This window comes from Caulobacter flavus, from assembly GCF_003722335.1.
Classification (GTDB): Bacteria; Pseudomonadota; Alphaproteobacteria; order Caulobacterales; family Caulobacteraceae; genus Caulobacter; species Caulobacter flavus.
In genome coordinates this window covers 3,785,462-3,808,752 of sequence record NZ_CP026100.1, presented here as the reverse complement: position 1 = coordinate 3,808,752, position 23,291 = coordinate 3,785,462, and the positions used below count along the sequence as shown (strand labels likewise).

22 protein-coding genes are annotated in these 23,291 nt (G+C 69.0%); 13 read left to right on the top strand and 9 right to left on the bottom strand.

Annotated elements, in window-relative coordinates; translation table 11 throughout:
- The first annotated feature begins 174 nt into the window (after nt 1-174).
- The 8 genes from lptF to C1707_RS17370 all read left to right on the top strand — a co-directional run bounded on the left by lptF (nt 175) and on the right by C1707_RS17370 (nt 9,077).
- On the top strand, nt 175-1,305 hold the full coding sequence (lptF, locus tag C1707_RS17405) for an LPS export ABC transporter permease LptF (RefSeq protein ID WP_101712911.1): 1,131 nt from the start codon (nt 175-177) through the stop codon (nt 1,303-1,305).
- A gap of 11 nt (nt 1,306-1,316) precedes the next feature.
- Nucleotides 1,317-2,408: an LPS export ABC transporter permease LptG gene (gene lptG / locus C1707_RS17400; protein ID WP_420808282.1), complete on the top strand. Its 1,092-nt coding sequence runs from the start codon at nt 1,317-1,319 to the stop codon at nt 2,406-2,408.
- Between the two features lie 28 nt (nt 2,409-2,436).
- Nucleotides 2,437-4,842 carry an LPS-assembly protein LptD gene (locus C1707_RS17395; protein ID WP_240633730.1) on the top strand — a complete coding sequence of 802 codons (2,406 nt, stop codon included), beginning with the start codon at nt 2,437-2,439 and terminating at the stop codon, nt 4,840-4,842.
- A 174-nt stretch (nt 4,843-5,016) separates the two neighbouring features.
- Nucleotides 5,017-6,339: a peptidylprolyl isomerase gene (locus C1707_RS17390; RefSeq protein ID WP_240633729.1), complete on the top strand. Its 1,323-nt coding sequence runs from the start codon at nt 5,017-5,019 to the stop codon at nt 6,337-6,339.
- Nucleotides 6,336-7,337 (top strand): 4-hydroxythreonine-4-phosphate dehydrogenase PdxA, encoded by a 1,002-nt coding sequence (pdxA, locus tag C1707_RS17385; RefSeq protein ID WP_101712915.1) that lies wholly within the window; start codon nt 6,336-6,338, stop codon nt 7,335-7,337. Before C1707_RS17390 ends, pdxA begins: the two co-directional genes overlap by 4 nt.
- 32 nt (nt 7,338-7,369) lie before the next feature.
- Nucleotides 7,370-8,203: a 16S rRNA (adenine(1518)-N(6)/adenine(1519)-N(6))-dimethyltransferase RsmA gene (gene rsmA / locus C1707_RS17380; protein WP_101712916.1), complete on the top strand. Its 834-nt coding sequence runs from the start codon at nt 7,370-7,372 to the stop codon at nt 8,201-8,203.
- A gap of 51 nt (nt 8,204-8,254) precedes the next feature.
- Entirely contained in the window at nt 8,255-8,659 is a 405-nt protein-coding gene (locus C1707_RS17375) for a response regulator transcription factor (protein ID WP_101712917.1), read from the top strand.
- 19 nt (nt 8,660-8,678) lie between these two features.
- Entirely contained in the window at nt 8,679-9,077 is a 399-nt protein-coding gene (locus C1707_RS17370) for a response regulator (RefSeq protein ID WP_101712918.1), read from the top strand.
- Between the two features lie 17 nt (nt 9,078-9,094).
- Here C1707_RS17370 and gmk read toward each other — a convergent pair whose 3' ends face one another.
- From gmk to fabD, 7 genes are all read right to left on the bottom strand, one after another.
- Nucleotides 9,095-9,751: a guanylate kinase gene (gene gmk, locus C1707_RS17365; RefSeq protein WP_101712919.1), complete on the bottom strand. Its 657-nt coding sequence runs from the start codon at nt 9,749-9,751 to the stop codon at nt 9,095-9,097.
- Nucleotides 9,741-10,622, bottom strand: a complete 882-nt coding sequence (locus C1707_RS17360; RefSeq protein ID WP_101712920.1) for a YicC/YloC family endoribonuclease — start codon at nt 10,620-10,622, stop codon at nt 9,741-9,743. Before C1707_RS17360 ends, gmk begins: the two co-directional genes overlap by 11 nt.
- A gap of 2 nt (nt 10,623-10,624) precedes the next feature.
- Nucleotides 10,625-11,722, bottom strand: coding sequence for an endolytic transglycosylase MltG (gene mltG, locus C1707_RS17355; protein ID WP_240633728.1), 1,098 nt, complete (start codon nt 11,720-11,722; stop codon nt 10,625-10,627).
- Nucleotides 11,719-12,999 (bottom strand): beta-ketoacyl-ACP synthase II, encoded by a 1,281-nt coding sequence (gene fabF / locus C1707_RS17350; RefSeq protein WP_101712921.1) that lies wholly within the window; start codon nt 12,997-12,999, stop codon nt 11,719-11,721. The genes mltG and fabF overlap by 4 nt, the downstream gene beginning before the upstream one ends.
- Nucleotides 13,000-13,174: 175 nt before the next feature.
- A complete protein-coding gene (locus C1707_RS17345; protein WP_007672577.1) occupies nt 13,175-13,414 on the bottom strand; it encodes an acyl carrier protein in 240 nt (79 codons plus the stop codon).
- Nucleotides 13,415-13,576: 162 nt separating this feature from the next.
- Entirely contained in the window at nt 13,577-14,317 is a 741-nt protein-coding gene (gene fabG / locus C1707_RS17340) for a 3-oxoacyl-[acyl-carrier-protein] reductase (protein WP_101712922.1), read from the bottom strand.
- A gap of 18 nt (nt 14,318-14,335) precedes the next feature.
- Nucleotides 14,336-15,280, bottom strand: a complete 945-nt coding sequence (gene fabD / locus C1707_RS17335) for an ACP S-malonyltransferase (protein WP_101712923.1) — start codon at nt 15,278-15,280, stop codon at nt 14,336-14,338.
- A gap of 171 nt (nt 15,281-15,451) precedes the next feature.
- Here fabD and C1707_RS17330 point away from each other — a divergent pair, with 171 nt between their 5' ends.
- Nucleotides 15,452-15,991, top strand: a complete 540-nt coding sequence (locus C1707_RS17330) for a peroxiredoxin (protein WP_101713031.1) — start codon at nt 15,452-15,454, stop codon at nt 15,989-15,991.
- 112 nt (nt 15,992-16,103) lie between these two features.
- Here the strand turns inward: C1707_RS17330 and C1707_RS17325 are convergent, their stop codons facing one another.
- Together C1707_RS17325 and C1707_RS17320 are read right to left on the bottom strand one after the other, a co-directional pair.
- Nucleotides 16,104-18,263, bottom strand: coding sequence for a TonB-dependent receptor (locus tag C1707_RS17325; RefSeq protein WP_101712924.1), 2,160 nt, complete (start codon nt 18,261-18,263; stop codon nt 16,104-16,106).
- 146 nt (nt 18,264-18,409) lie between these two features.
- A complete protein-coding gene (locus C1707_RS17320; protein WP_338032062.1) occupies nt 18,410-19,048 on the bottom strand; it encodes a hypothetical protein in 639 nt (212 codons plus the stop codon).
- 308 nt (nt 19,049-19,356) lie between these two features.
- Here C1707_RS17320 and rpsF point away from each other — a divergent pair, with 308 nt between their 5' ends.
- From rpsF to C1707_RS17300, 4 genes are all read left to right on the top strand, one after another.
- On the top strand, nt 19,357-19,764 hold the full coding sequence (gene rpsF, locus C1707_RS17315) for a 30S ribosomal protein S6 (RefSeq protein ID WP_101712926.1): 408 nt from the start codon (nt 19,357-19,359) through the stop codon (nt 19,762-19,764).
- Nucleotides 19,765-19,778: 14 nt separating this feature from the next.
- Nucleotides 19,779-20,063, top strand: coding sequence for a 30S ribosomal protein S18 (gene rpsR, locus C1707_RS17310; RefSeq protein WP_101712927.1), 285 nt, complete (start codon nt 19,779-19,781; stop codon nt 20,061-20,063).
- Nucleotides 20,064-20,076: 13 nt separating this feature from the next.
- Complete coding sequence (gene rplI / locus C1707_RS17305) at nt 20,077-20,658, top strand: 50S ribosomal protein L9 (protein WP_101712928.1); 582 nt, start codon at nt 20,077-20,079, stop codon at nt 20,656-20,658.
- A 193-nt stretch (nt 20,659-20,851) separates the two neighbouring features.
- Nucleotides 20,852-23,260 carry a TonB-dependent receptor plug domain-containing protein gene (locus C1707_RS17300; RefSeq protein WP_101712929.1) on the top strand — a complete coding sequence of 803 codons (2,409 nt, stop codon included), beginning with the start codon at nt 20,852-20,854 and terminating at the stop codon, nt 23,258-23,260.
- Nucleotides 23,261-23,291 lie beyond the last annotated feature (31 nt).

Below are 23,291 nucleotides of genomic sequence, written 5' to 3'. Positions count from 1 at the left end.
AACGCCCGGCATAGTCCATGCCGTCTCCCGCGAAAAGACCGTCGCCGTTCACAGCCCCGTCACGCCCTGCCCTACAATGTCTTCGGTTGTGCCAAGCCGAGCCAGACGTGTAGAACACGCCCACCGCCGGGGTTCGCCGCGCGAATCCGTGAAGCCCCCGAAGCCGCCCCCTGCATGCGCCTGATCGAACGCTATCTTTTCCGACAGCTGGTCGGGCCGACCATCCTGGCCACCGCGGCCCTGGCGGCGCTGGCCCTGCTGGCCCGCAGCCTGTCCGAATTCGACATTCTGGTCGAGCAGCGCCAGACGGCGCTGATCTTCGCCAAGATGATCCTGCTGGCCCTGCCGCAGCTCCTGAACATCATCATGCCGGTGGCGCTGTTCGTGGCCGCCCTGGTGGCGCTGAACCGTCTGCACACCGAGCAGGAGATCGTCGTCTGCTTCGCCGGCGGCATGAGTCGCTGGCGGGTGATCTCGCCGGCCATGCGGCTGGCGGTGTTCGCGGCGCTGATCTCGCTGGCGCTGGGCCTGTGGGCGCAGCCGTGGTCGGCGCGGCTGATCCGCGAGACCGCCTTCGACATGAAGACCGACCTGGCCTCGACCCTGGTGCGGCCGGGCGAGTTCACCGAGCCCGGCCCGGGCCTGACGGTCTACGCCCAGTCGATCGACCGCGACAACCTGATCAAGAACCTGTTCATCCATCAGGAAAAGCCCAACGGCGGCTCGGTCACCTACACGGCGCGCGAGGGCGTGATCGCCAAGCGCAACGACCTGCCGGTGCTGATCATGCGCAAGGGCTCCAACCAGGAGTTCTCGAGCGCGGGCGTGCTGAACTACCTGTCGTTCGAGGAGTACGTCTTCGACCTGTCGACCCTGTTCCAGAGCGACGAGCTGCTGCACTACAAGATCGCCGACCGCTATCCGCACGAGCTGTTCTTCCCGGACATGACCCAGGACTGGGAGCAGCATAACCGGGTCAAGATGCTGGCCGAGGGCCATTCGCGCCTGGCCAGCCCGCTCTACAACATCGCCATGATGGCCATGGCCCTGGCCGCCGTGATCGGCGGCTCGTTCAGCCGCATGGGCTACGGCAAGCGCATCGCCGCCGTCGGCGCGGCCGCCGCCGTGGTGCGGATCATGGGCTTCGGCGTCCAGGCGGCCTGCGACGACCAGGTCTGGCTGAACGTCATGCAGTACCTGGTGCCGATCGCCGCCACCTGGTGGGGCCTGGCGCAGGTCTTCCGCCAGAAGATCCGGCGCTACGTCCCGATCGGCGGCGCCCAGCCGCTGGGAGGCCTGTCGTGATCGGCGTCGGCATGATCGAACGCTACGTGCTGCGCAAGACGCTGGCCTCGCTGGGCGCGGCCCTGGCGGTGCTCGGCGCGCTGGTGATGCTGATCGCCTTCGTCGACATCACCCGCAACGTCGGCACGCGCTCGGAAGACGCGGGCTTTGGCCAGCTGCTGTACCTGACCGTGCTGCAGGCGCCGGCCACGCTGCTGACCCTGACGCCGTTCATCTTTCTGTTCGGCACCCTGGGCGCCTTCGTGGGCCTGAACCGCCGCAGCGAACTGGTCGCCATGCGAGCGGCCGGCGTCTCGGCCTGGCGCTTCATCCTGCCGGCGGCCTTCGCGGCGTTCGCCATGGGCGTGGTCACCGTCACCCTGCTCAATCCGCTGACCTCGGCGATGAGCGCCCGGTTCGAGACCGAGCGCGACGCCCTTCTGGCCGGCTACCTGAAGAACACGCCCAAGGGCGCCTGGCTGCGCCAGGGCGACGACAAGCGCCAGATCGTCATCCGCGCCCGCATGCGCGACACCGTCGACGGCGCGGTGCGCCTGCGCGGCGTCTCGTTCTTCGTCTACGACGTCAAGCCGGACGGCAGCTTGGTCTTCACCCGCCGCTACGAGGCGGCCGAGGCCCGCCTGGAGCCCGGCTTCTGGCGCCTGACCGGCGTCAGCGAGGCCACGCCCGGCGCCGGCGCCCTGCGCTCGGAAAGCGCCTCGGTGCCGTCGGACCTCGACGAGCGGACGGCGGCCGACCGATTCAAGAACCCGCAGGCCGTGGCCTTCTGGCGCCTGCCCGAGACCATCGCCCGCACCGAAGCCGCCGGCTTCTCGGCGACGCCGTTCAAGATGCGCCTGCAGCAGATGCTGGCCACGCCGCTGCTGTTCGCGGCGATGTCGGTGCTGGCCGCAGCGTTCTCTCTGCGCCTGATGCGGCTGGGCGGCCTGGCCGCCCTCGCCGGCTCTGGCGTGGCGCTGGGCTTTGGGTTCTTCTTCTTCAACGAACTGTGCGGCGCGCTCGGCAAGGCCGACGTCCTGGGGCCGATCCTGGCCGCCTGGACTCCTCCGGTCGCGGCGCTTTTGGCGGGGCTGACCCTGCTTTGCTATACCGAGGATGGTTGAGTCTGTGACGCCGGCATCGAGGCCCCTGATGATCGATCTAAGCCCAGCGCCGGGCGCGGCGGTTCGCAAGCTGCTGATGGCCGGCGTCGCCTGGCTGGCCGTGGCCGTCGCGAGCGGCGCGGCTCACGCCCAGCAACCGCTCGCCACCATTCCGGAAGTCCCGGCCAAGCCGGCGGCGGCCGACGACGGCCTGGGCGACGAGGGCTACTATCTCGAATCCGACCTGCTGATCCGCGACGACGCGTCCCAGACGATGACGGCGCGCGGCTCGGTCGAGGTTCGCTACCAGGGCCGCACGCTGCGCGCCCAGGAAGTGATCTACGACACCAAGACCGGCGTGGTCACCGCCCACGGCAAGGTGCAACTGATCAACGCCGACGGCACGGCCCAGTTCGCCGACGACCTGACGCTGGACAAGGACATGCGCGCCGGCTTCGCGCGCAACTTCTCCACGCGCATGGACCAGAACGTCAAGATCGCGGCCGCCACCGCCATCCGCCGCAACGAGCAGGTCACCGAGCTCAACCAGGCGATCTACACGCCCTGCGACGTCTGCGCCGAAAAGCCCACGCCGACCTGGTCGATCGAAGCCGACAAGGTGGTGCAGGATAAGACCAAGAAGATCATCTACTATCACGGCGCCAAGATCCGCCTGTGGGGCGCGCCGCTGCTGTACCTGCCGCTGTTCTGGCACCCCGATCCGCAGACCCCGCGCAGCTCGGGCTTCCTGACGCCGAAGGTCGGCCTGTCCAAGAAGCGCGGCCTGTCCTACCAGCAGCCCTACCTGCAAGTGATCTCGCCGTCTCAAGACGTGATCATAAGCCCCCAGATCAACACGAAAGTTAACCCGTTCCTGAACGTCAATTACCGCAAGCGCTTCTACTCGGGCATGCTCGAGGCGCGGTTCGGCGGGACTTACGAGAAGGAATTCGACAACCGCGGCCACCGCTTCGGCGAGTCCACGACGCGGAGCTACATCCTGGCCAAAGGCGCGTTCGACATCAACGACAAGTGGAAGTGGGGCTTCAGCGCCGAACGCGCCTCCGACGCCCTCATCTTCGACAAGTACGACATCAACGACGTCTACGAGCAGCGCGGCCTGTTCACCAGCGAAGATCACCGCCTGACCTCGCAGATCTACACGTCGCGGCAGGACGAGCGGTCGTGGTTCTCGGTCTCGGCCGTCTCGGTGCAGGGCCTGCGCGTGGTCGGCACCGACGCCTCCACAGGGATCGGCAACAAGTTCGAGAACAGCGGCGCATTCCCGCTGATCGGGCCGATGGTCGAGGGCCGCTGGGAGCCTGAATCCCCCGTGCTGTTCGGCCGCCTGCGCCTGCAGGGGTCGAGCGTGCTGCTCAGCCGCTCGGAATCTCAGTTCGGCGAGTCGCCTTACGGCCTGGCCGCCTATCGCGGCGAGAACGGCGTCGACAGCGTTCGCGGCAGCTTCCAGGCCGACTGGCGCGCCAGCGCCGTGGTCGGCGCGGGCCTGCGCGTGCAGCCGTTCGCCCAGGCCCGCGCCGACGCCTACAAGATCAAGGGTATCTACCTTTCGACCGAGGCCCTGGCCGCTGGCGACGACGCCGAGGTCAACTACTCGCGCACGATGGGCGTCGCCGGCGTCGACCTGAGCCTGCCGCTCTACAAGGGCCTCAAGGACGGCGGCAGCGTGGTCATCGAGCCGTTGGTGCAGGTCGCCACCGGTTCGGACAGCTCGCGCGTGCCCGTGGTCGTCGCCCGCAACGGCGCCACCACCTACCTCTACAACGAGGACAGCTCGGCGTTCGAGTTCGACGAAACCAACCTCTTCCGCACCAACAAGTCGCCGGGCTTCGACCTCTACGAAGGCGGCACGCGGATGAACGTGGGCGGCCGGGCGACCTACAACACCTCCGACGGTCGCGGCGGCAGCCTGCTGGTCGGCCGCAGCTTCCGCACCGAGTTCGACCCGCTGCTGCCCGAACGCACGGGCCTGCAGGAGAAGTCGTCCGACTGGATCGTCGCGGCCACGGTCACCCCGATCCACGGCATCTATGCCTATGTCCGCACGCGGCTGGATTCCGACACGACCAAGATCAACCGCCTGGAGACGGGCGCCGACGCCTACACCTCGCGGATCCAGGGTTCGTTCCGCTACCTGAAGGACAACGTCGACTCCAACGGCGAGCGCCAGGAGAACTTCGAAACCCGCGGCCAGCTGCAGCTGACCAAGAAGTGGGCCCTGACGGCCTTCGGCCAGCTGGACCTGGTGGCCGAGACCTGGCGCCGTCGCGACCTGGGCGTGGCCTATACGGACGATTGCATCCGCATCGACATCATCTATCAGCACGAAGACCGCTATAGCTCGACGGTGTCGGGTCTCAGGCTCCAGCCTGACCGTTCGATCGTCGTGCGCCTAACGCTCGCCACATTGGGTGATACAGGGTACAGCGACTAAGCAATCCTACGTCCGGGGGGACGTGCGGGCGTCCGCACGCGTCCCCGTGACGCAACCAGACGCGACCGCCGACGGCCTGCCGGAAGCTCGCCGCGTCAAAGACATTGAAATCGAGGCCGGCCGGCCAAGCCGGGCTCCAGAGGAACGACACTACCCATGCGGTCTGCGCGTAGCGTGACGACTTTTGCGGCCAGCGCCGCGTCCATCCTCGCCCTGACCGTGGCGGGCCTTCCCGCCCAGGCCCGTCAGGCCGTGCCGCAGGTCGACGCCCCGCCGGCCGCCGCCGAGCCGCGCGCCAACCCGCTGTCGGAAAGCGTCGCGGCCGTGGTCAACGACGACATCATCTCGTCCTACGACCTGATGCAGCGCATGCGCCTGCTGATGGTGACCTCGGGCCTGCAGCCGACCCAGGAAAACCTGCCCCAGCTGGAGCAGGAAGCCCTGCGCTCGCTGATCGACGAGCACGTGCAGATGCAGGAGCTGCGTCGCGTCGAGCGCGAACAGAAGATCACGATCATCTCGACCGACAAGGAAGTCGACGAGGAGATCGCCAGCATCGCCCAGGGCAACAAGATGACCGGCGAGCAGCTGCTGGCGAGCCTGGCGGCCCAGGGCGTCAGCGCCGACACCTGGCGCGCCCAGATCCGCGCCGAAAGCAGCTGGCAGAACTGGATCAGCGGCCGCTACGGCTCGCGCCTGCGCATCGGCGAAGACCAGATCAAGGCCTTCGAGCGCCGCCTGGCCGATTCGGCCAGCAAGCCGCAGTACCAGGTCAGCGAAGTGTTCATCGACGCCGTGCGCGTCGGCGGTCCGGAGGTGGCGCTGAACGGCGCCCGCCAGCTGGTGGCCCAGATGCAGCAGGGCGCGCCGTTCGCGGCCGTGGCCCGCCAGTTCTCGGCCGCCGCGACGGCGGCCAACGGCGGCGACGCCGGTTGGGTCAGCCCGGGCGAAATGCCGGCCGAGGTCGACACGGCGCTCGAACAGCTGCGTCCCGGCCAGCTGTCGGCCCCGATCCCGGTCAAGGACGGCGTCTACATCGTCTATCTGCGCGACAAGCGTTCGGGCGCGAAGGCGACCCTGGTCGACCTCAAGCAGGTGGCCGTGGCCCTGCCCAAGGACGCTCCGGAAGCCGACGTCCAGGCCGCCACCGCGCTGCTGGCCGGCCTGAAGCCCAAGCTGACCAGCTGCCAGACCCTGGAAGCCGAGGCCGGCAAGGTGGACGGCGTCGTCGCCGGCGACCTGGGCGAAGCCGAGATCGGCGACCTGGCCCCGTCGTTCCAGCAGGCGGCCAACGCCCTGAACGTCGGCCAGGTGTCGGATCCGATCCGCACCGACGCTGGCCTGCACCTGATCGCCGTCTGCGGCAAGCGTCAGTCGGGCGGCGGCGCGCCGTCTCACGACCAGATCGAAAATCGCCTTAAGGGTCAGCAACTTGCGCTGATCTCCAAACGTTACCTGCGAGACCTGCGCAACTCCGCCACCATCGAGACCCGGTGAAGACAGACACCCTGGCCCTGAGCGTCGGCGATCCCGCCGGCGTCGGGCCCGAAATCATCGCCAAGGCCTGGGCCGCGCTCCGCGAGGGCGGCCCGGTGTTCATGGCCGTCGGCGACCTGCAGAGCCTGGCCGCCGCCGGCGGCGGGGTGAAGGTGCGGCCCGTGACCGGTCCGGTCGAAGCGGCCCAGGTCTTCGCAGACGCGCTTCCGGTGCTCGACATCCCGCTGCAGTCGCCAGTGGTGGCCGGAAAGCCCTCCAGCGCCCACGCCCCCCAGATCATCCGCTGCATCGAGACCGGCGTGGGCCTGGCGCTTTCGGGCGCCGTGGCAGGGCTGGTCACCGCGCCGATCGCCAAGGCCCCGCTCTACGAGGCCGGCTTCAAGTTTCCCGGCCATACCGAATTTCTCGCCGAACTGACCGCGCCCGTTCCCTTCGACGGCGCGCGCGGGCCGGTGATGATGCTGACCGCCGGCGACCTGCGCGCGACGCTGGTGACCATCCATCAGTCGGTGGGCTCGGTGCCGGCCTCGCTGAGCGTCGAGCGCATCGTCGAGGCCGGCCTGGTCACCGCCCAGGCCATGAAGACCGACTTCGGGATCGCCGCGCCGCGCCTGGCCGTGGCCGCGCTGAACCCGCACGCCGGCGAAGGCGGGGCCCTGGGCCGCGAGGAGATCGAGACGATCGTCCCGGCCGTCGAGGCCCTGCGCGCCCGCGGCGTCGACGCCCGCGGGCCCGCGCCCGCCGACAGCCTGTTCCACGCCGACGCCCGCGCGACCTACGACGCGGTGCTGTGCATGTATCACGACCAGGCCCTGATCCCGGTGAAGATGCTCGACTTCTGGGGCGGGGTGAACGTGACCCTGGGCCTGCCGATCGTGCGCACCTCGCCCGACCACGGCACCGGCTTCGACATCGCCGGACGCGGGATCGCCCGGCCCGACAGCCTGATCGCCGCCATCCGGCTGGCCGCCGACATCGCCGCGCGGCGCGCCGCCTAGGCTTTCGACGCGTTTCGATCTAGACGGGGGCCATGACGTCCCCTTCCCTCGCCGACCTGCCGCCGCTGCGTGAGGCGCTCGAGCGCCACGGCCTTCTGGCCCGCAAGAGCTTCGGCCAGCACTTCCTGCTAGACCTCAACATCACCCGCAAGATCGCGCGCCTGGCCGAGGTCGGCGAAGGCGACACCGTGATCGAGGTGGGCCCCGGCCCCGGCGGCCTGACGCGGGCGCTGCTGGAGACCGGCGCCAAGGTGGTGGCGGTGGAGAAGGACAGCCGGTTCCTGCCGCTGCTGGGCGAACTGGCCGACGCCGCCGACGGTCGCCTGACCCTGGTCGAGGGCGACGCCCTGCGCGCCGACATGGCGGCCCTGGCGCAGGGCGGCCCGGCGCACATGGTGTCGAACCTGCCCTACAACGTCGGCACCCAGTTGCTGATCAACTGGCTGACGGGCCCCTTCCGGCCGCTGTCGATGACCCTGATGTTCCAGAAGGAGGTCGCCGACCGCATCGCCGCCCAGGACGGCGACGACGCCTACGGACGGCTGGCGGTGCTGGCCCAGACGATCTGCACGGCCAGGGTGGTCATGGACCTGCCCGCCCGCGCCTTCACCCCGCCGCCCAAGGTGGCCTCGGCGGTGGCGCGCCTCGTGCCGCTCGCCCCCGCGCCCGACAAGGCCCTGGTCGCGGCGCTGGAACGGGTGACGGCCGCGGCGTTCGGCCAGCGCCGCAAGATGCTGCGCTCCAGCCTCAAGCCGATCGGCGGCGGCGCGCTGTGCGAGGGGGCGGGCATCGACCCCGACGCCCGCGCCGAGACGATCCCGATCGAGGGCTTCCAGGCCTTGGCCGCGGCGCTGCTGAAGGCCTGATCTCCTCCACCACGGCTTGCATTCGGCGGCCGGCGAGGGAATCTTGACCGCATGCAGCCCGCGCCCGAGCAGCAACATCTCGTGCTGGTTGTCGACGACGACCCGCTGGTGACCGAGTTCGTCCGGCTGCGGCTGGAGATGGAGGGCTTCGCCGTGGACGTCGCCCACAACGCCGAGGACGCCCTGGCGTCGGCCCTTCGCAAGCCGCCGCACCTGTTCCTGCTCGACGTCGGCCTGCCGGAGATCAACGGCCTGACGCTGCTGCGGCGGCTGCGGACGGAAAAGCGGTTGAAGACGATCCCGGCGATCATGATAACCGCCTCGGCGGCCGGGGCGAACGTCAAGGCCGCCATGGAGGCCGGCGCCGTCGGCTACGTGCTCAAGCCGTTCGCCGCCGACGACCTGCTGGCCCGGGTGCGGGCGGCGACCAAGAATCAGTCCCGCGTCTGGCTGTGACGCGTCCGTGGAGTTCCCGATGACGTCCCGCCCCCTGGCCCTGGTGATCGACGACGACACGCTGATGCTGGAATTCGTGTCGACCGCGCTCGAGGAGGGCGGCTTCGACGTCGAGACGGCGGAGGACGCCCAGCGTCTGCTGGCCGACGTGCAGGACCGTCATCCGGCGATCGTCTTCCTCGACGTGCGGATGCCGGGCGAGACGGGGATCGAGGTGCTGCGCCGGCTGCGGGTCAGCGACTGGGGCCGCGAGGTGCCGGTGGTGATCATGACCGGCGAGCGGCGCCTGGACCGCGTGGTCGAGGCCATGAGCGCGGGCGCGACGACCTACATGATGAAGCCGTTCACGCCCGTGCAGCTGGTGCTGCGGGCCCGGGAGCTGATCCAGCCGCGCGAGAGCGGCAGCTTCCACTACTGAGGGGCCCGCAAGGGGCCTCAGATATCTTCCGCCAGCAGGTCGCCGACCAGGTCGCCGATCCAGGGGTTGCGCGAGCGCTTCTGGCGTTCGGCGTGGTAGATGTGGGCGAGGTCGGCATAGGCCTTGTCGAAGTCGTCGTTGAGCACGACGTAGTCGAACTTCTCCCAGGCGGCGACCTCGTCCTTGGCGCGCGACAGGCGCCGGGCGATGACTTCCTCGCTGTCCTGGCTGCGGGCGTGCAGGCGGCGGCTCATCTCGGCCAGCGACGGCGGCAGGATGTAGACCAGCACGCTGTCGGGACCGGCCTGGGCGTGCACCTTCATGGCGCCCTGGAAGTCGATGTCGAACAGCACGCTCTCGCCGTTCTCCAGCGAGGCCACGATCGGGGCCTTGGGGCTGCCGTAATAGTTCCCGTAGACCTCGGCCCACTCGTAGAAGGCGTCCTGCGCGATCATCTCCTGGAACTTGTCCTTGGAGACGAAGTGGTAGTCGCGGCCGTCGTGCTCGCCCGGGCGCGGCTCGCGGGTGGTGGCGCTGATCGACAGGTGCAGGTCGCCGTGGTCGGCCACCAGGCGGCGGGTCAGCGAGGTCTTGCCGACGCCCGACGGCGCCACGACCATCAGCAGGAGGCCGCGGTGCTTGCGCCCGCTCTTCTCGGCCGGGTTATTCGACATTCTGAACCTGTTCGCGAAACTGTTCGATCGTGGCCTTGAGTTCCAGGCCGTGGGCGGTCAGCGCGGCGAGCGCCGACTTGCTGCAGAGGGTGTTGGCCTCGCGCATGAACTCCTGCGAGAGGAAGTCCAGGCGGCGGCCCGAGGCGCCGTCGCTGGACAGCAGGGTGCGCGCGGCGGCCACGTGCCCGGCCAAACGGTCAAGCTCCTCGCGGACGTCGGCCTTGACGGCCAGGGCGGCGGCTTCCTGCAGGATGCGGTCCTGCGAGGCGCTTTCGCCCAGAAGTTCGGACATGCGGCGCTCGAAGCGCTGCTTGAGGATCGCCGGCTGGCCCTCGGCCTCGGCGGCGGCGAGGCCCGTGAGGGTCTCGATGCGGTCGACCAGGCTCGAGAGCACCGGCGAGAGCGAGGCGCCCTCCTCCAGCCGCGCGGCCTTCAGGCCGTCGAGGGCCTGATGGATGCTGGCGGCGATGGCGGCTTCCAGGGCGGCGCGGGCTTCTGCGTCCTCGTCGTCCTCGCGGACCTCGATGACGCCGCGCAGGGCCAGCAGGCCGTCCAGGCTGGGCTTGCCGACCATGCCGGTGGCGACGTAGGGCGAACCGGCCTTCAGGTAGCGCTCGAGCACCTCGACATTGACCTGCGGCGCGGCGGCGGCCTCGGCCTTGCGGGCCTGGACGCCCAGCGTCAGCTGGCCGCGCTGGAAGCGGGCCTGCGCGCCGTCGCGGGCGGCCCGGTCGAGGCTTTCCAGACCCGGCGGGCCCCGGAAGCGGGTCTCGAGGTTTCGGCCGTTGACGCTGCGCGCCTCGACGGCCCAGCTCCAGTCGCCCAGAGCGCCCTCGACGCGCGCGAAACCGGTCATGCCCGAGAGCGCCATCTTCAGTTCCCCGCGGTTGCCGAGGCCGTGGCGGCCTTGGCCTGGCGTTCGATCTGCCGCCATTGGGCGACGTTGCGCTCGTGCTCTTCGTAGGTCCTGGCGAAGACGTGGCCGCCGGTGCCGTCGGCGACGAAGTAGAGCTCGTCGGTCTTGGGCGGGTTCATCACCGCCGCCAGGGCCTCGCGGCCCGGGTTGGCGATCGGCGTCGGCGGCAGGCCGGTGATCTTGTAGGTGTTGTAGGGCGTGAAGGCGTCCAGTTCCGACCGGCGCAGGCCCCGGCCCAGCGGCCGGCCCCGGGTGATGCCGTAGATCACCGTCGGGTCGGTATCCAGGCGCATCCCTAAGCGCAGGCGATTGGTGAACAGGGCCGCCACGCGCGGACGCTCGCTGGCCAGCGCCGTCTCCTTCTCGACGATCGAGGCCAGGGTGACGGCCTCGTCCTTGGTCTGGAACGGCAGGCCCTGCTGGCGCTGCTCCCAGAGGGCGTTCAGCACCTTGTCGCGGTCGTCCATCATCCGCTGCAAGACGGCGGCCCGCTCCTCGCCGCGCTCGACCTGGTAGGTCTCGGGCAGGACGGCGCCTTCCGGCGGGGTCGGCACGTCGCCGACCAGCACCGGCGAGCGCTGCAGGATCTCGACGACCATTTCCGAGGTCACGCCCTCGGGCACGGTGACCTGGTGGCGCACCACCTTGCCGTCGCGGACCATGGCCAGGACGGTGGAGAGCGAAGCGCGATTGGGGAATTCGTATTCGCCGGCCTTCAGCCGACGCGCCGCGCCGGTGATCTGGGCGGCGGTCAGGAACAGCGACGACGAGCGGATCGCCCCGCCGGCTTCCAGGGCCCCGGCGATCTCCGAGACGCTGGCGCCGCGACGCAGCACCACCGAGGTGTACTCGCCGTTCTTGGCCTTGGGGCCGGGCCCGCCGTAGAGCCAGACGGCCCCGCCGCCGACGGCGAGGGCCGCGACCGCGACGACCACGAGGCCGCCGCCGGCCATGGCGGCCAGGCGACGTCCCAGGGTGGCGGTCTCCCGCTTGCGGGCCTTCGACGCCCGCTTGGGCGCCGCGGCCTTCTTTTGCGGACGCGGCGCCCGGCTCACGAGATTTTACGGAACACGACGGAGGCGTTGGTGCCGCCGAAGCCGAAGCTGTTGGACACGGCCACGTCGATTTTCATCGGCACGGCCTTGTGGGGCGCCAGGTTCATCGGCACGTCGACGTCGGGATTGTCGAGGTTGATGGTCGGCGGCGCCACCTGGTCGCGGATGGCCAGGATCGAGAAGATCGACTCGATCGCGCCGGCCGCGCCCAGCAGGTGGCCGGTCATCGACTTGGTCGACGACATCACCACGTTCTTGGCGTGATCGCCAAGGAAGCGGGCCACGGCGCCGGCTTCCAGGCCGTCGGCCATGGTCGAGGTGCCGTGGGCGTTGATGTAGTCGATGTCCGAGGGCTGGAGGCCCGCGTCCTTGACGGCCGCCGCCAGGGCGCGGCCGCCGCCTTCGCCGTCTTCCGACGGGGCGGTGATGTGATAGGCGTCGCCCGACAGGCCGTAGCCGACCACTTCGGCGTAGATCTTCGCGCCGCGCGCCTTGGCGTGCTCGTACTCCTCGAGCACGACGACGCCGGCGCCCTCGCCCATGACGAAGCCGCCGCGATCCTTGTCATAGGGACGCGAGGCCTTCTCGGGCGTGTCGTTGAAGTCGGTGGCCACGGCGCGGCAGGCGATGAAGCCGGCGATGCCCAGCTTGCAGACGGCCGCTTCCGCGCCGCCGGCGACCATCACGTCGGCGTCGCCGTACTTGATCAGGCGCGCGGCGTCGCCGATGGCGTGAGCGCCGGTGGCGCAGGCCGTGACCACGGCGTGGTTGGGGCCCTTGAAGCCGTGACGGATCGAGACCTGGCCCGAGATCAGGTTGATCAGGGCCGAGGAGATGAAGAACGGGCTGACGCGGCGCGGGCCCTTGGCTTCCAGCTCCAGGGCGGTGTCGGCGATGGTCGACAGGCCGCCGATGCCCGAGCCCAGGATGACGCCGGTGCGCCACTTGTCTTCCTCGGTTTCCGGAACCCAGCCCGAGTCCTTCACGGCTTCGTCCGCGGCGGCGATGCCGTACAGGATGAAGTCGTCGACGCGCTTCTGGTCGCGCGGGCTCATGGTCTGGTCGGGATCGAACGATCCTTCGACGTCCGGACCGCCGCCGCCGCGACCGTCGACCCGCGGCACTTCGCAGGCGACCTGGCAGGCATAGTCGGTCGGATCGAAGGCGGTGATGCGGCCGGCGCCGGACTTGCCGGCCAGAATGTTCTTCCAGGACACCTCGACGCCCTGGCCCAGAGGAGTCAGCAGGCCCAGCCCGGTGACGACGACTCTACGCATGGATTGCTCCCAAACCTTCCGACGCGCCGGCCTGGACGAAAGACTAAAGCCTCAGGCCAGGTTGCGACGCGAATCTCGGCCACATACGAAAACCGCCGCGCGCACGATGGCAAGAGCCCGTGCTGCGCGGCGGCTGATAGTGCTGTTCGCCCGTGAGGGTACGAACCCGACGCCCTTAGGCGCCGGTCTTTTCCGTGATGAACTTCACGGCGTCGCCAACCGTCTGGATGTGCTCGGCGGCGTCGTCCGGAATTTCGATGTCGAATTCTTCTTCGAACGCCATCACGAGCTCGACGTTGTCGAGGCTGTCGGCGCCCAGGTCGTCGATGAAGCTGGCCTTCTCGGTGACCTTCTCGGGATCGGCATCCAGGTGTTCGATGACGATCTTACGCACGCGCTCGAGAATGTCGGACATTCTGTTAGTCCCTCGTTTTGAAATCTGTTTACCCCACGGACGGTATGAAATCTGTTCCACCGTCCGCGAGATGTCGGGTCACCGCCTATCACGTTCCTTTTCGGGTGACCAGCGGGTCAGCCGCGAAGAAGCATGGCCATTGTGGACCAAGGCGGCGTTCGCTCAGATCATGGCCATGCCGCCGTTGACGTGCAAGGTCTGACCGGTGACGTAACCACCCTGATCGCTAGCCAGGTAAACGCAGGCGGCGGCGATATCGCTCCCTTCGCCCAGCTTTCCGGCCGGAATGGTCGACAGGATGCCGGCCTTCTGCTGGTCGTTCAGGGCGTCGGTCATCGGGCTGGCGATGAAGCCGGGGGCGACGCAGTTGACGGTCACGCCGCGGCTGGCCAGTTCCTGGGCCAAGGCCTTGGAAAACCCGATCATTCCGGCCTTGGAGGCCGCGTAGTTGGTCTGGCCGGGGTTGCCGGTGACGCCCACGATCGAGGTGATGCCGATGATGCGGCCGGCACGGCGCTTCATCATGCCCTTGGCCGCGGCGCGGGCCAGGCGGAAATAGCCTTCCAGGTTCACCTTGATGACGGTGTCCCAGTCCTCGTCCTTCATGCGCACGATCAGGCCGTCGCGGGTGATGCCGGCGTTGGCGATGACGATGTCGAGCGGGGCGCCGGCGGCTTCCTCGGCCTTGGCCACCAGGCCGTCGACGGCTTCGGCGTCGGACAGATTCGCCACGACGAACGAGGCGCGCTCGCCCAGCTCGTTCTTCAGCTCGGTCAGCGCCGATTCGCGAGTGCCCGAGAGCACGACGTGGGCGCCCTGGCCGTGCAGGGCGCGGGCGATGGCGCCGCCGATACCGCCGGTGGCGCCGGTGACGAGGGCGGTCTTGCCGGTCAGATCAAACATGGTCTGCCTTCCTTCGAATTAGAGAGAAGCCGCGAACGCTTCGAGGTCCGCCGGCGTGTTCAGCGGGGTCGCCTCGGCGTCCGGGGCGATGCGCTTGGCCATGCCCGAAAGCACCTTGCCAGCGCCGGCCTCGGCGAAGCGGGTGACGCCGCCCTCGCCGGCCAGCCAGGTCATGCTCTCGCGCCAGCGGACGCGGCCGGTGACCTGCTCGACCAGCAGCTTGCGGATGACGTCCGGATCGTGGACCGGGGCGGCGGTGACGTTGGCGACCAGCGGGGCGCGCGGGGCCAGGATCGTGGCGCTGGCCAGGGCGGCGGCCATCTCGTCGGCGGCGGGCTGCATCAGCGGGCAGTGGAACGGCGCCGAGACGTTCAGCGGAATGGCGCGGGCGCCCAGTTCCTTGGCCTTCTCGATGGCCTTGTCGACCGCGGCCTTGGCGCCCGAGATCACGACGTTGCCGTTGTTGTTGTCGTTGGCCACGACGCAGACGCCGACTTCCGAGCCGGCGGCGGCGGCGGCCTCGGCCAGGGCGATGTCGGTCTTGGGACCGATCAGCGAGGCCATGGCGCCCTCGCCCACCGGCACGGCGCGCTGCATGGCCTGGCCGCGCAGCTTCAGCAGGCGCGCGGTGTCGGCCAGGCTGATGGCGCCGGCGGCGGCCAGGGCCGAGTATTCGCCCAGGCTGTGACCGGCCACGAAGGCGGCGCGGTCGACGCCGACGCCGAATTCCTTCTCCAGCGTGCGGGTCACCGCCAGGCTGACGGCCATCAGGGCCGGCTGGGCGTTCTCGGTCAGCGTCAGGTCGCCCTCGGGACCTTCGCGCATCAGTTGGAACAGCTTCTGGCCCAGGGCGTCGTCGACTTCCTGGAACACCTCGCGGGCGGACGCGAAGGCCTCCGCCAGCTCGACGCCCATGCCGACCGATTGGCTGCCCTGTCCCGGGAAGATGAAGGCGATGCTCATGACGGCCCGCTCCTCTAAGATTCAATGTCTTGGGCGCGGAGGGTTAGGGGAAAGCCGGTGACTGGGCAAGCCGGACCGCTGTTTTGCCGATACTTGCTTTCCGTAGGGGCGCGTCCACATTGCTGGCCACGCCGTATCTACGGCCAGCGCATGACCTTCGGAGTCGCCACGATGAAACGCCTCGCCCTCGCCGCTACCCTGGCCGTCTTCGGCCTGGCGGCCGCCGCGCCCGCCCTGGCGGCCCTGAAGCCCGGCGACAAGGCCCCCGACTTCACCGCCCCCGCCGCCCTGGCCGGCAAGGACTTCGAGTTCAAGCTCAGCAAGGCTCTCAAGAAGGGTCCGGTGGTGCTGTACTTCTTCCCGGCCGCCTACACCTCGGGCTGCACGGCCGAAGCCCACGAGTTCGCCGAGGCCACGCCCGAGTTCGAGAAGCTGGGCGCGACCGTGATCGGCGTCACCGGCGGCAATGTCGACCGCATCAAGGACTTCTCCAAGGAGCACTGCCGCGACAAGTTCGCGGTCGCCGCCGCCAATCCGGCCCTGATCAAGAGCTACGACGTCAAGCTGCCGCTGAAGGACAACATGTCCAACCGCACCTCCTACGTCATCGCGCCGGACGGCAAGATCCTGCTGACCTACAGCGACCTCAACTTCCAGGGCCACGTGACCAAGACCATGGAAGCGGTGAAGGCCTACAAGGGCAAGAAGTAAGGGCTCCAGGCTCATTGCCGGACCTTCTGGATGAGCATTGCCTTCGGAGGGCAACGCTCATCCAGCCGCTTCACAGCGCAAAAGGTCGGTCACGCAGGACCGTCCTTCCCTTTTAGAACTTCACCTTCAACCCGCCGCTCCACATCGCCGGCTCGTCGGCCAGGCGGTAGACGATCAGGCCCGGGATGAAGACCGCGCCGGAGACGTAGTCCTTGGCGTCGAGGACGTTGCGGCCCTGAACGAACACCCGCCAGCGGGCGTCCGGCGATTCCCAGGCGAGGCTCGCATTGACCCGGTCGACCGAACCGATGCGGCCGGCCTGCGCGTTGGTCGCCTCGGCATAGCGCGGGCCGCGATGGCTGTAGTCGGCCGAGACGATGATCGCCCCTCCCCTCAGCGCCTCCGGCTCGATCCGCCAGGAACCGCCGACCTGGGCCTGAACCTTGGAGACCAGCGGCAGCGCCTTCGCGCCGGCCTGGGCGGCGGCGGTGGCGGGATCCAGCTTCTCGTACTCGGCGTCGGTCAGGGCCAGCGAAGCGAACAGATCCAGGCCCTTCATCGGCGTGGCGGCGGCCTCGACCTCGAGGCCGGCGATGCGGGCCTCGGCCGCGTTCTGGGTCAGGATCGAGCCGTTGCTGATGACGTTCTGCTGCAGGTCCTTCAGCTGCTGGACATAGGCGGCCATGTTCAGGCGAGCGCGGCGGTCGAAGGCCTCGATCTTGGCGCCGGCCTCGTAGGACCAGGCGGATTCGGGGTCGTAGGCCTTGGTGAAGATCGACGGCTCGGCGATCGACAACGCCACGAAGCCGCCGGCCCGATAGCCCCGGGCGATCGTCCCGTAGACCATGACGTCGTCGCTGGCCTCGTACTGAAGATTGAACTTCGGGGTCCAGACCTTCCATTCGCCCTGGTTGGAGCGGCTGGTCAGGCTGGGCGGATAGGCGGCGAGACCATCCTGGATCGCGCCGGCGATGGTCTTTTCGTCCCGCGTCCAGCGTAGGCCGGCCGAGCCCTTGAGCCGGTCGGTGAAGCGCCACTCCAGCTGGCCGTAGGCGGCGATGCTTTCGGAAGTCGCGTGGATCGTGGTCGGCAGCAGCGGCACGGGGAAAGGACCGTAGATGCCCGAGCCGATGGTGTCGGAGAGCACCTGCGTCCCGGTCTCCTTGAACCAGAACAGGCCGCCGATCCATTGCAGGCGGCCGTGCGCGGCCTCGCCCAGGGCCTGGATCTCCTGGCTCGACTGCTCCTGGCCGGTGTCGCTGCTGCGCAGGAAGCCGGCGACGAGGCCGGAACCGGCGACGAGCCCGCCCGAGAAGTCCAGGGTCCAGCGATCGTCGAGGCGCTGATAGGCGGTGATCGACTTCAACTGGACGCCGCCCAGGTCGTAGCCCAGGTGCAGGGCCAGGCCCTTCTGCTCGGTCTTGGTGTCGGTGTTCAGCGGCGAGCGGGTCGAGCCGAAGCCGCCGCCAGCCTGGGGCGCCAGCGTGACCGGATCCAACGGCGAGAAGTGCTGGCCGTCGGTGTCGGTGCGAGCGTAGACGGCCGAGAACGTCGCGCTGAGCGGGCCGGTGTCGATCAAGCCCAGGGCCAGGCGTGCGCCGGCGTCGCGGCGCTCGCCGACCCGGCGGTTCAGGGCGGTGTTCCGCTGCCAGCCGTCGCGATCCGAGAACAGGGCCGAGGCCGTGGCCCCGACATGGTCGGTGATCCTGCCGCCGACGCTGGCCCTGTAGCGTTGCAGCCCATAGTCGCCCCACGAGGCCTCCGCGAAGCCGCCTGGCGTCCCGTCGGGCTGGCGGGTGACGTACTTCAGCGCGCCCGTCATCGAGTTGCGGCCGTAGAGCGTGCCCTGCGGGCCGCGCAGCACCTCCACCCGCGTGACGTCGGCCAGGTCCAGGTTCGCGACCGACAAGCGGGCCTGGTAGACGTCGTCGACATAGATGCCGACCGGCGGCTCGGAGGTGATCATGCCGCCGGTCTGGTCCAGCGCCCCGCGCAGGGCCACCTGCACCGTCGAGGGCGAGGCGCTGATCTGCGAGACGTAGAGGCTGGGCACGGCCGCCCCCAGCGTCTCGGCCCGGGTGATCTGCAGCTGGTCCAGCGCCTTGGCCCCGAAGGCGCTGACCGCGACCGGCGCGTCCTGCAGCTTCTGCTCGCGCCGCTGGGCGGTGACGACCACGTCCTCGACAGCGACTGGGGCCTCCTGGGCCAGGACCGGCGCCGCTCCGGCCAGCACCGCCGCGACCGAGACGCCCCATAGAACCGACTTGCGCATATATCCGCTCCCCCTCTGGTGGAGCGCTCAGCAGGGAAAGACCCGCGCGGGCGCGCAAACGCGGCCTCGCCGGCGCCCGCAGGGCGGACAGACGCGAGAAGCCCCCAGGGCCGGATGTCGGGAAAGCGGCGCGGCTGCGCCGGCGGTCACCAGTTGGTCTTGACCAGCTTGACCATGAAGCGGCCGTCCTGGACGCGCTCGTCCTCGGCGCGGACGCTGACCGAGAACTCGGCCGGAATGTCGAACGGACGGATCAGGCTGAAGTCGACGCCCTCGTCGCCCATGGTGCCGCCGCCGACGCCGATCGAGGCGATCTGGCGGCCGTCGAGCGTCAGCGCCGAGCGGAGGTTGGCGCGAGCCACCGGGATCGAGCCCGGCATGACCATCGAGCGCGTGGCGTTCATGTCGACCGCCAGGCTGACATAGTTGGACTTGGGCAGGTCGCCGAACCCGAACAGCCGCGACAGCGACGAGCGCACGCCCGCCTCGCGCTTGTTCAGCGACGCGCCCAGCGCCAGGGCGCGCGGGCTGGGGCCCTCTTCGGCCTTGGCCGTCATGTTCAGATTGAAATCGTAGGTCGGCTGCTCGATGCTGCCGGCGACCTTGGCCACGAAGGTGGTGCTTTCGGCGTCGGACGACAGGTCGAGCGGCAGGGCGGCCGAATAGCCCGTGAACCGGCCGTCGTTGGACGACACCGAAAGGTCGGGCTTCTTGATCGCCTGGGCCAGCACCGGGGCAGCCGTCATCGACAGCGCGAACGCGCCGCCCAGGATCAGGCTTTTCACGGTTGCACCCCGCATGGCCCTTCCCTAACCACCCTAGGTATTAACGGCAAGCTGCCTTCCGTCAGGAAAGCGACCCTGCCCTCGCCTTTTTCGGAATTCGCCTGGAACGCGGGCGCCGCGAGGGCCGAATGCCCGGGCCAGCCTTGCCTGCCCGCGCCGTTTGCTGTAATAGCGCGCGCTCTCACGGAAGGCGGTCTTGCGCGAACCCTTCATTGGGCCGGGATTTTCCCGCTCGTCGCACAGGATCCATCGTGGTCGTCGGACTTCCGCCGCCGACCGCGCCGCTTTCCACAACGGAAGAGGAAAACATGTCGTTCTACGAACACGTGGTCATCGCGCGGCAGGACATCTCGCCGCAACAGGCCGAAGCTCTCAACGAGCAAATCAAGACCCTGATCGAAGAAGGTGGTGGTCACATCGCCAAGATCGAATACTGGGGTCTGCGTAACCTCACCTACCGCATCAAGAAGAACCGCAAGGGCCACTATTCCCTGCTCGCCATCGACGCCCCGGCGCCGGCGGTGAAGGAAATGGAACGCCAGCTGTCGATCAACGAAGACGTGCTGCGTTTCATGACCATCCGCGTGGAAGAGCTGGACCTGGAACTGTCGCCGGTTCTGGCCCGTCGCGACCGTGAGCGCAGCGATCGCCCCGAGCGTTCGGACCGCCCTGAGCGTTCCGAGCGTCCGCGCGAAGACTTCGCCCCGCAAGCGTAAGGGAGAAATAGATCATGACCGATACGACTGCTCCCGAAACCGGCGCCGCGGCTCCGGCCGCCGCCGCTGGCGGCGCTCGCCGCCCGTTCTTCCGTCGCCGCAAGGTTTGCCCGTTCTCGGGCGCCAACGCTCCGAAGATCGACTACAAGGACGTGAAGCTCCTGCAGCGTTACGTTTCCGAGCGCGGCAAGATCGTTCCGTCGCGCATCACCGCGGTGTCGGCCAAGAAGCAACGCGAACTGGCCAAGGCCATCAAGCGCGCCCGTTTCCTGGCTCTGCTCCCCTACGTCGTGAAGTAAGGGAGACGCCACGATGAAAGTGATCCTGCTCGAACGAGTCGAAGGCAAGGGCGTCCTGGGCGACGTGGTGACGGTGAAGGACGGCTTCGCCCGTAACTTCCTGCTGCCGCGCAACAAGGCTCTCCGCGCCAACTCGAACAACCTGAAGGCCTTCGAGGCGCAACGCGCCGAGATCGAAGCCCGCAACCTGCGCAACCGCGAAGCCGCCGGCAAGTCCGGTGAGTCGCTGGACGGCACGCAGTACGTCCTGATCCGTCAGGCTGGCGAAAGCGGCCAGCTGTACGGTTCGGTCGCGGGCCGCGACGTCGCCGACGCCATCAAGGCCGAAGGCGGCAAGGTCGACCGCTCGATGATCGTGCTGGACAAGCCGATCAAGACGCTCGGCGTCCACGAAGTGAAGGTGAAGCTGCACGCTGAAGTGACCGTCACGGTCACCCTCAACATCGCGCGCAGCGCCGACGAAGCCGAGCGCCAAGCGCGCGGCGAAAACGTCATCGCCTCGCAGTTCGAGGAAGAGCGTCTGGCCGACGCCGAAGCCGCCCAGGACCTCCTGGAAGGCGGCGCCGGCGCCCAAGAAGGCGACTACGAAGCCTGATCCGTCAGGACCTTCGCAGACGAATGAGAACGGCGCGGAGCAATCCGCGCCGTTTTTTTCTGCGCCGAAACCTAGAATTGCTCAGATTGTAGGACGATCCGTGTTCGCGCAGGTTGAGGGTGTCTAACCGCCTGTCGGCCAGAACCAGACGCGAAAGCGCCCCCGACCGACAGCGTTTCGAGGGGATTACACCATGCGTACTCAACTGCTGCTGCTCGCCGCCGCCTCGGCTTCGGCGCTGAGCGTCTCCGTCGCCCAAGCCCAGACCGCCGATGACCAGACCGCCGTCGAGGAAGTCGTCGTCACCGGCACCCGCACCGCCGGGCGCTCGCGCCTCGACACCGTCTCGCCGGTCGACGTCGTCGACAGCAAGGCCCTGACCCGCCAGGGCTCGACCGAACTGGCCCAGGCGCTGTCGACCCTGGCGCCGTCGCTGAACTTCCCGCGCCCGTCGGCCGTGGACGGCACCGACTCGGTGCGCCCCGCCACGCTGCGCGGCCTGGCGCCCGACCAGACCCTGGTGCTGCTGAACGGCAAGCGCGGCCACGCCGCGGCACTGGTCAACGTCAACGGCTCGGTCGGCCGCGGCTCGGCCGCCTTCGACCTCAACACCATCCCGACCGCCGCCCTCGACCGCGTCGAGATCCTGCGCGAAGGCGCCGCGGCCCAGTACGGCTCGGACGCCATCGCCGGCGTCGTCAACCTGCGCCTGCGCGAAGCCCGCAGCGGCGGCGGCGCCACGGCCAGCTACGGCCTCTACAACACCGAGGTGAAGACCGCGCGCGACACCGACGGCCGCAAGGCCAAGGACGGCGTCACCTACACCGCCTCGGTCTGGCAGGGCTTCGGCATCGGCGAGGACGGCTACCTGACGGTCACCGCCGACTGGTCCAAGCGCAACCCGACCAACCGCAGCGACGTCTCGTCGGCCTTCAGCCCGGGCGTCGTCACCGGCCGCTACGGCGACGCCGAGATCGAGAGCAAGTCGCTGTTCGCCAACGGCGGCGTTCCGATCGGCGAGACCTGGAAGGCCTATGGCTGGCTGGGCTACCAGCACCGCGACGGCGAGAGCGCGGCCTTCCCACGCCTGTCCAACAACGCCGCCAACATCCTGTCGATCTATCCGAACGGCTTCCTGCCCAAGATCGTCACCGACATCGACGACTACAACGCCGCCTTCGGCGCCAAGGGCGAGGCCGGCGCCTACACGATCGACGCCAGCTTCACCTACGGCCAGAACGACATCGACTACGGCGTCAAGGACAGCCTGAACGCCTCGTACGGCCCGACCTCGCCGACCTCGTTCAAGGCCGGCTCGATGCGCTACCGCCAGGCGGTGGCCTCGCTGGACGTCACCCGCCCGGTGACCATCGCCGCCTTCGCCCAGCCCTCGACGCTGGCCTTCGGCGCGGAGTACCGCAAGGAAAGCTACGACATCGTCGCGGGCGAACAGGCCTCGTGGGCCAACGGCGGCTACAACGGCCTGGCGGCCGGCGCCCAGGGCTTCCCAGGCTTCCGTCCCAGCAACGCCGTCGACGTCAGCCGCGACAACTACAGCTTCTACGTCGACCTCGACAGCCAGGTGACCGACAAGCTGGACGTCGACGTGGCCGCGCGCTTCGAGGACTATTCGGACTTCGGCACCAAGACGACCGGCAAGATCGCCGCCCGCTACGACATCGCCGACGGTTTCGCCGTGCGCGGCGCGGTGTCGACCGGCTTCCGGGCCCCGGCCCTGCAGCAACAGTACTTCACGGCCACCTCGACCAACATCATCAGCGGCACGGCCACCGAGGTCGGCACCTTCCCGGCCACCAGCCCGGTCTCCGCCGTGCTGGGCGCCAAGGCGCTGGAGCCCGAGGAAAGCAAGAACTACTCGCTGGGCCTGGTCTATCACCGCGGCCCGTTCGAGGTGACGGTCGACGCCTACCAGATCGACATCGACAACCGCATCGTGCTCTCGGAGAACATCCAGGGCAGCGCGACCGGCACGGCGACCCAGCAGGCGATCTACACCCTGTTGCAGCCCTATGGCGTGACCACGGCGCGGTTCTTCATCAACGGTGTCGACACCACCACCAAGGGCGTGGACGTGGTGGTGCGCTACCGCCTCGACGCGGCCGAGGCCGGGCGCTTCGACCTGACCCTGGCGGGCAACTACAACGAGACCGAGGTCACCCGCCTGCCGACGACCAACACCCTGTCGTCGCTGCCGGTCCCGCCGGCCCTGTTCGCCCGCGTCAACGTCCTGACCTTCGAACGCGGCACCCCGCGCACGAAGTTCGTGGCCAGCGGCGACTGGAGCAAGGGGCCGTGGGGCGCGACGCTGAAGCTGACAGGCTACGGCACCGTGCTGCAGCCCAACGCCACCGCCTCGCTCGACTACTGGACCGGCCGCAAGGCGGTGATCGACCTGGAGGCGCGCCGCACCTTCGCCGACAAGCTGACCTGGGCGGTCGGGGCCAACAACCTGTTCGACGAGTATCCCAACCGCACGCCGGCGGCCGTCAACAGCACCAGCGGCGTGGTCGGTTTCCCGAACTACTCGCCGTTCGGCTTCAACGGCCGGTTCCTCTACACCCGGCTCAGCTACAACTGGTAAGCTGACCTGAGGTAAGGTCCGAAGGGGACGC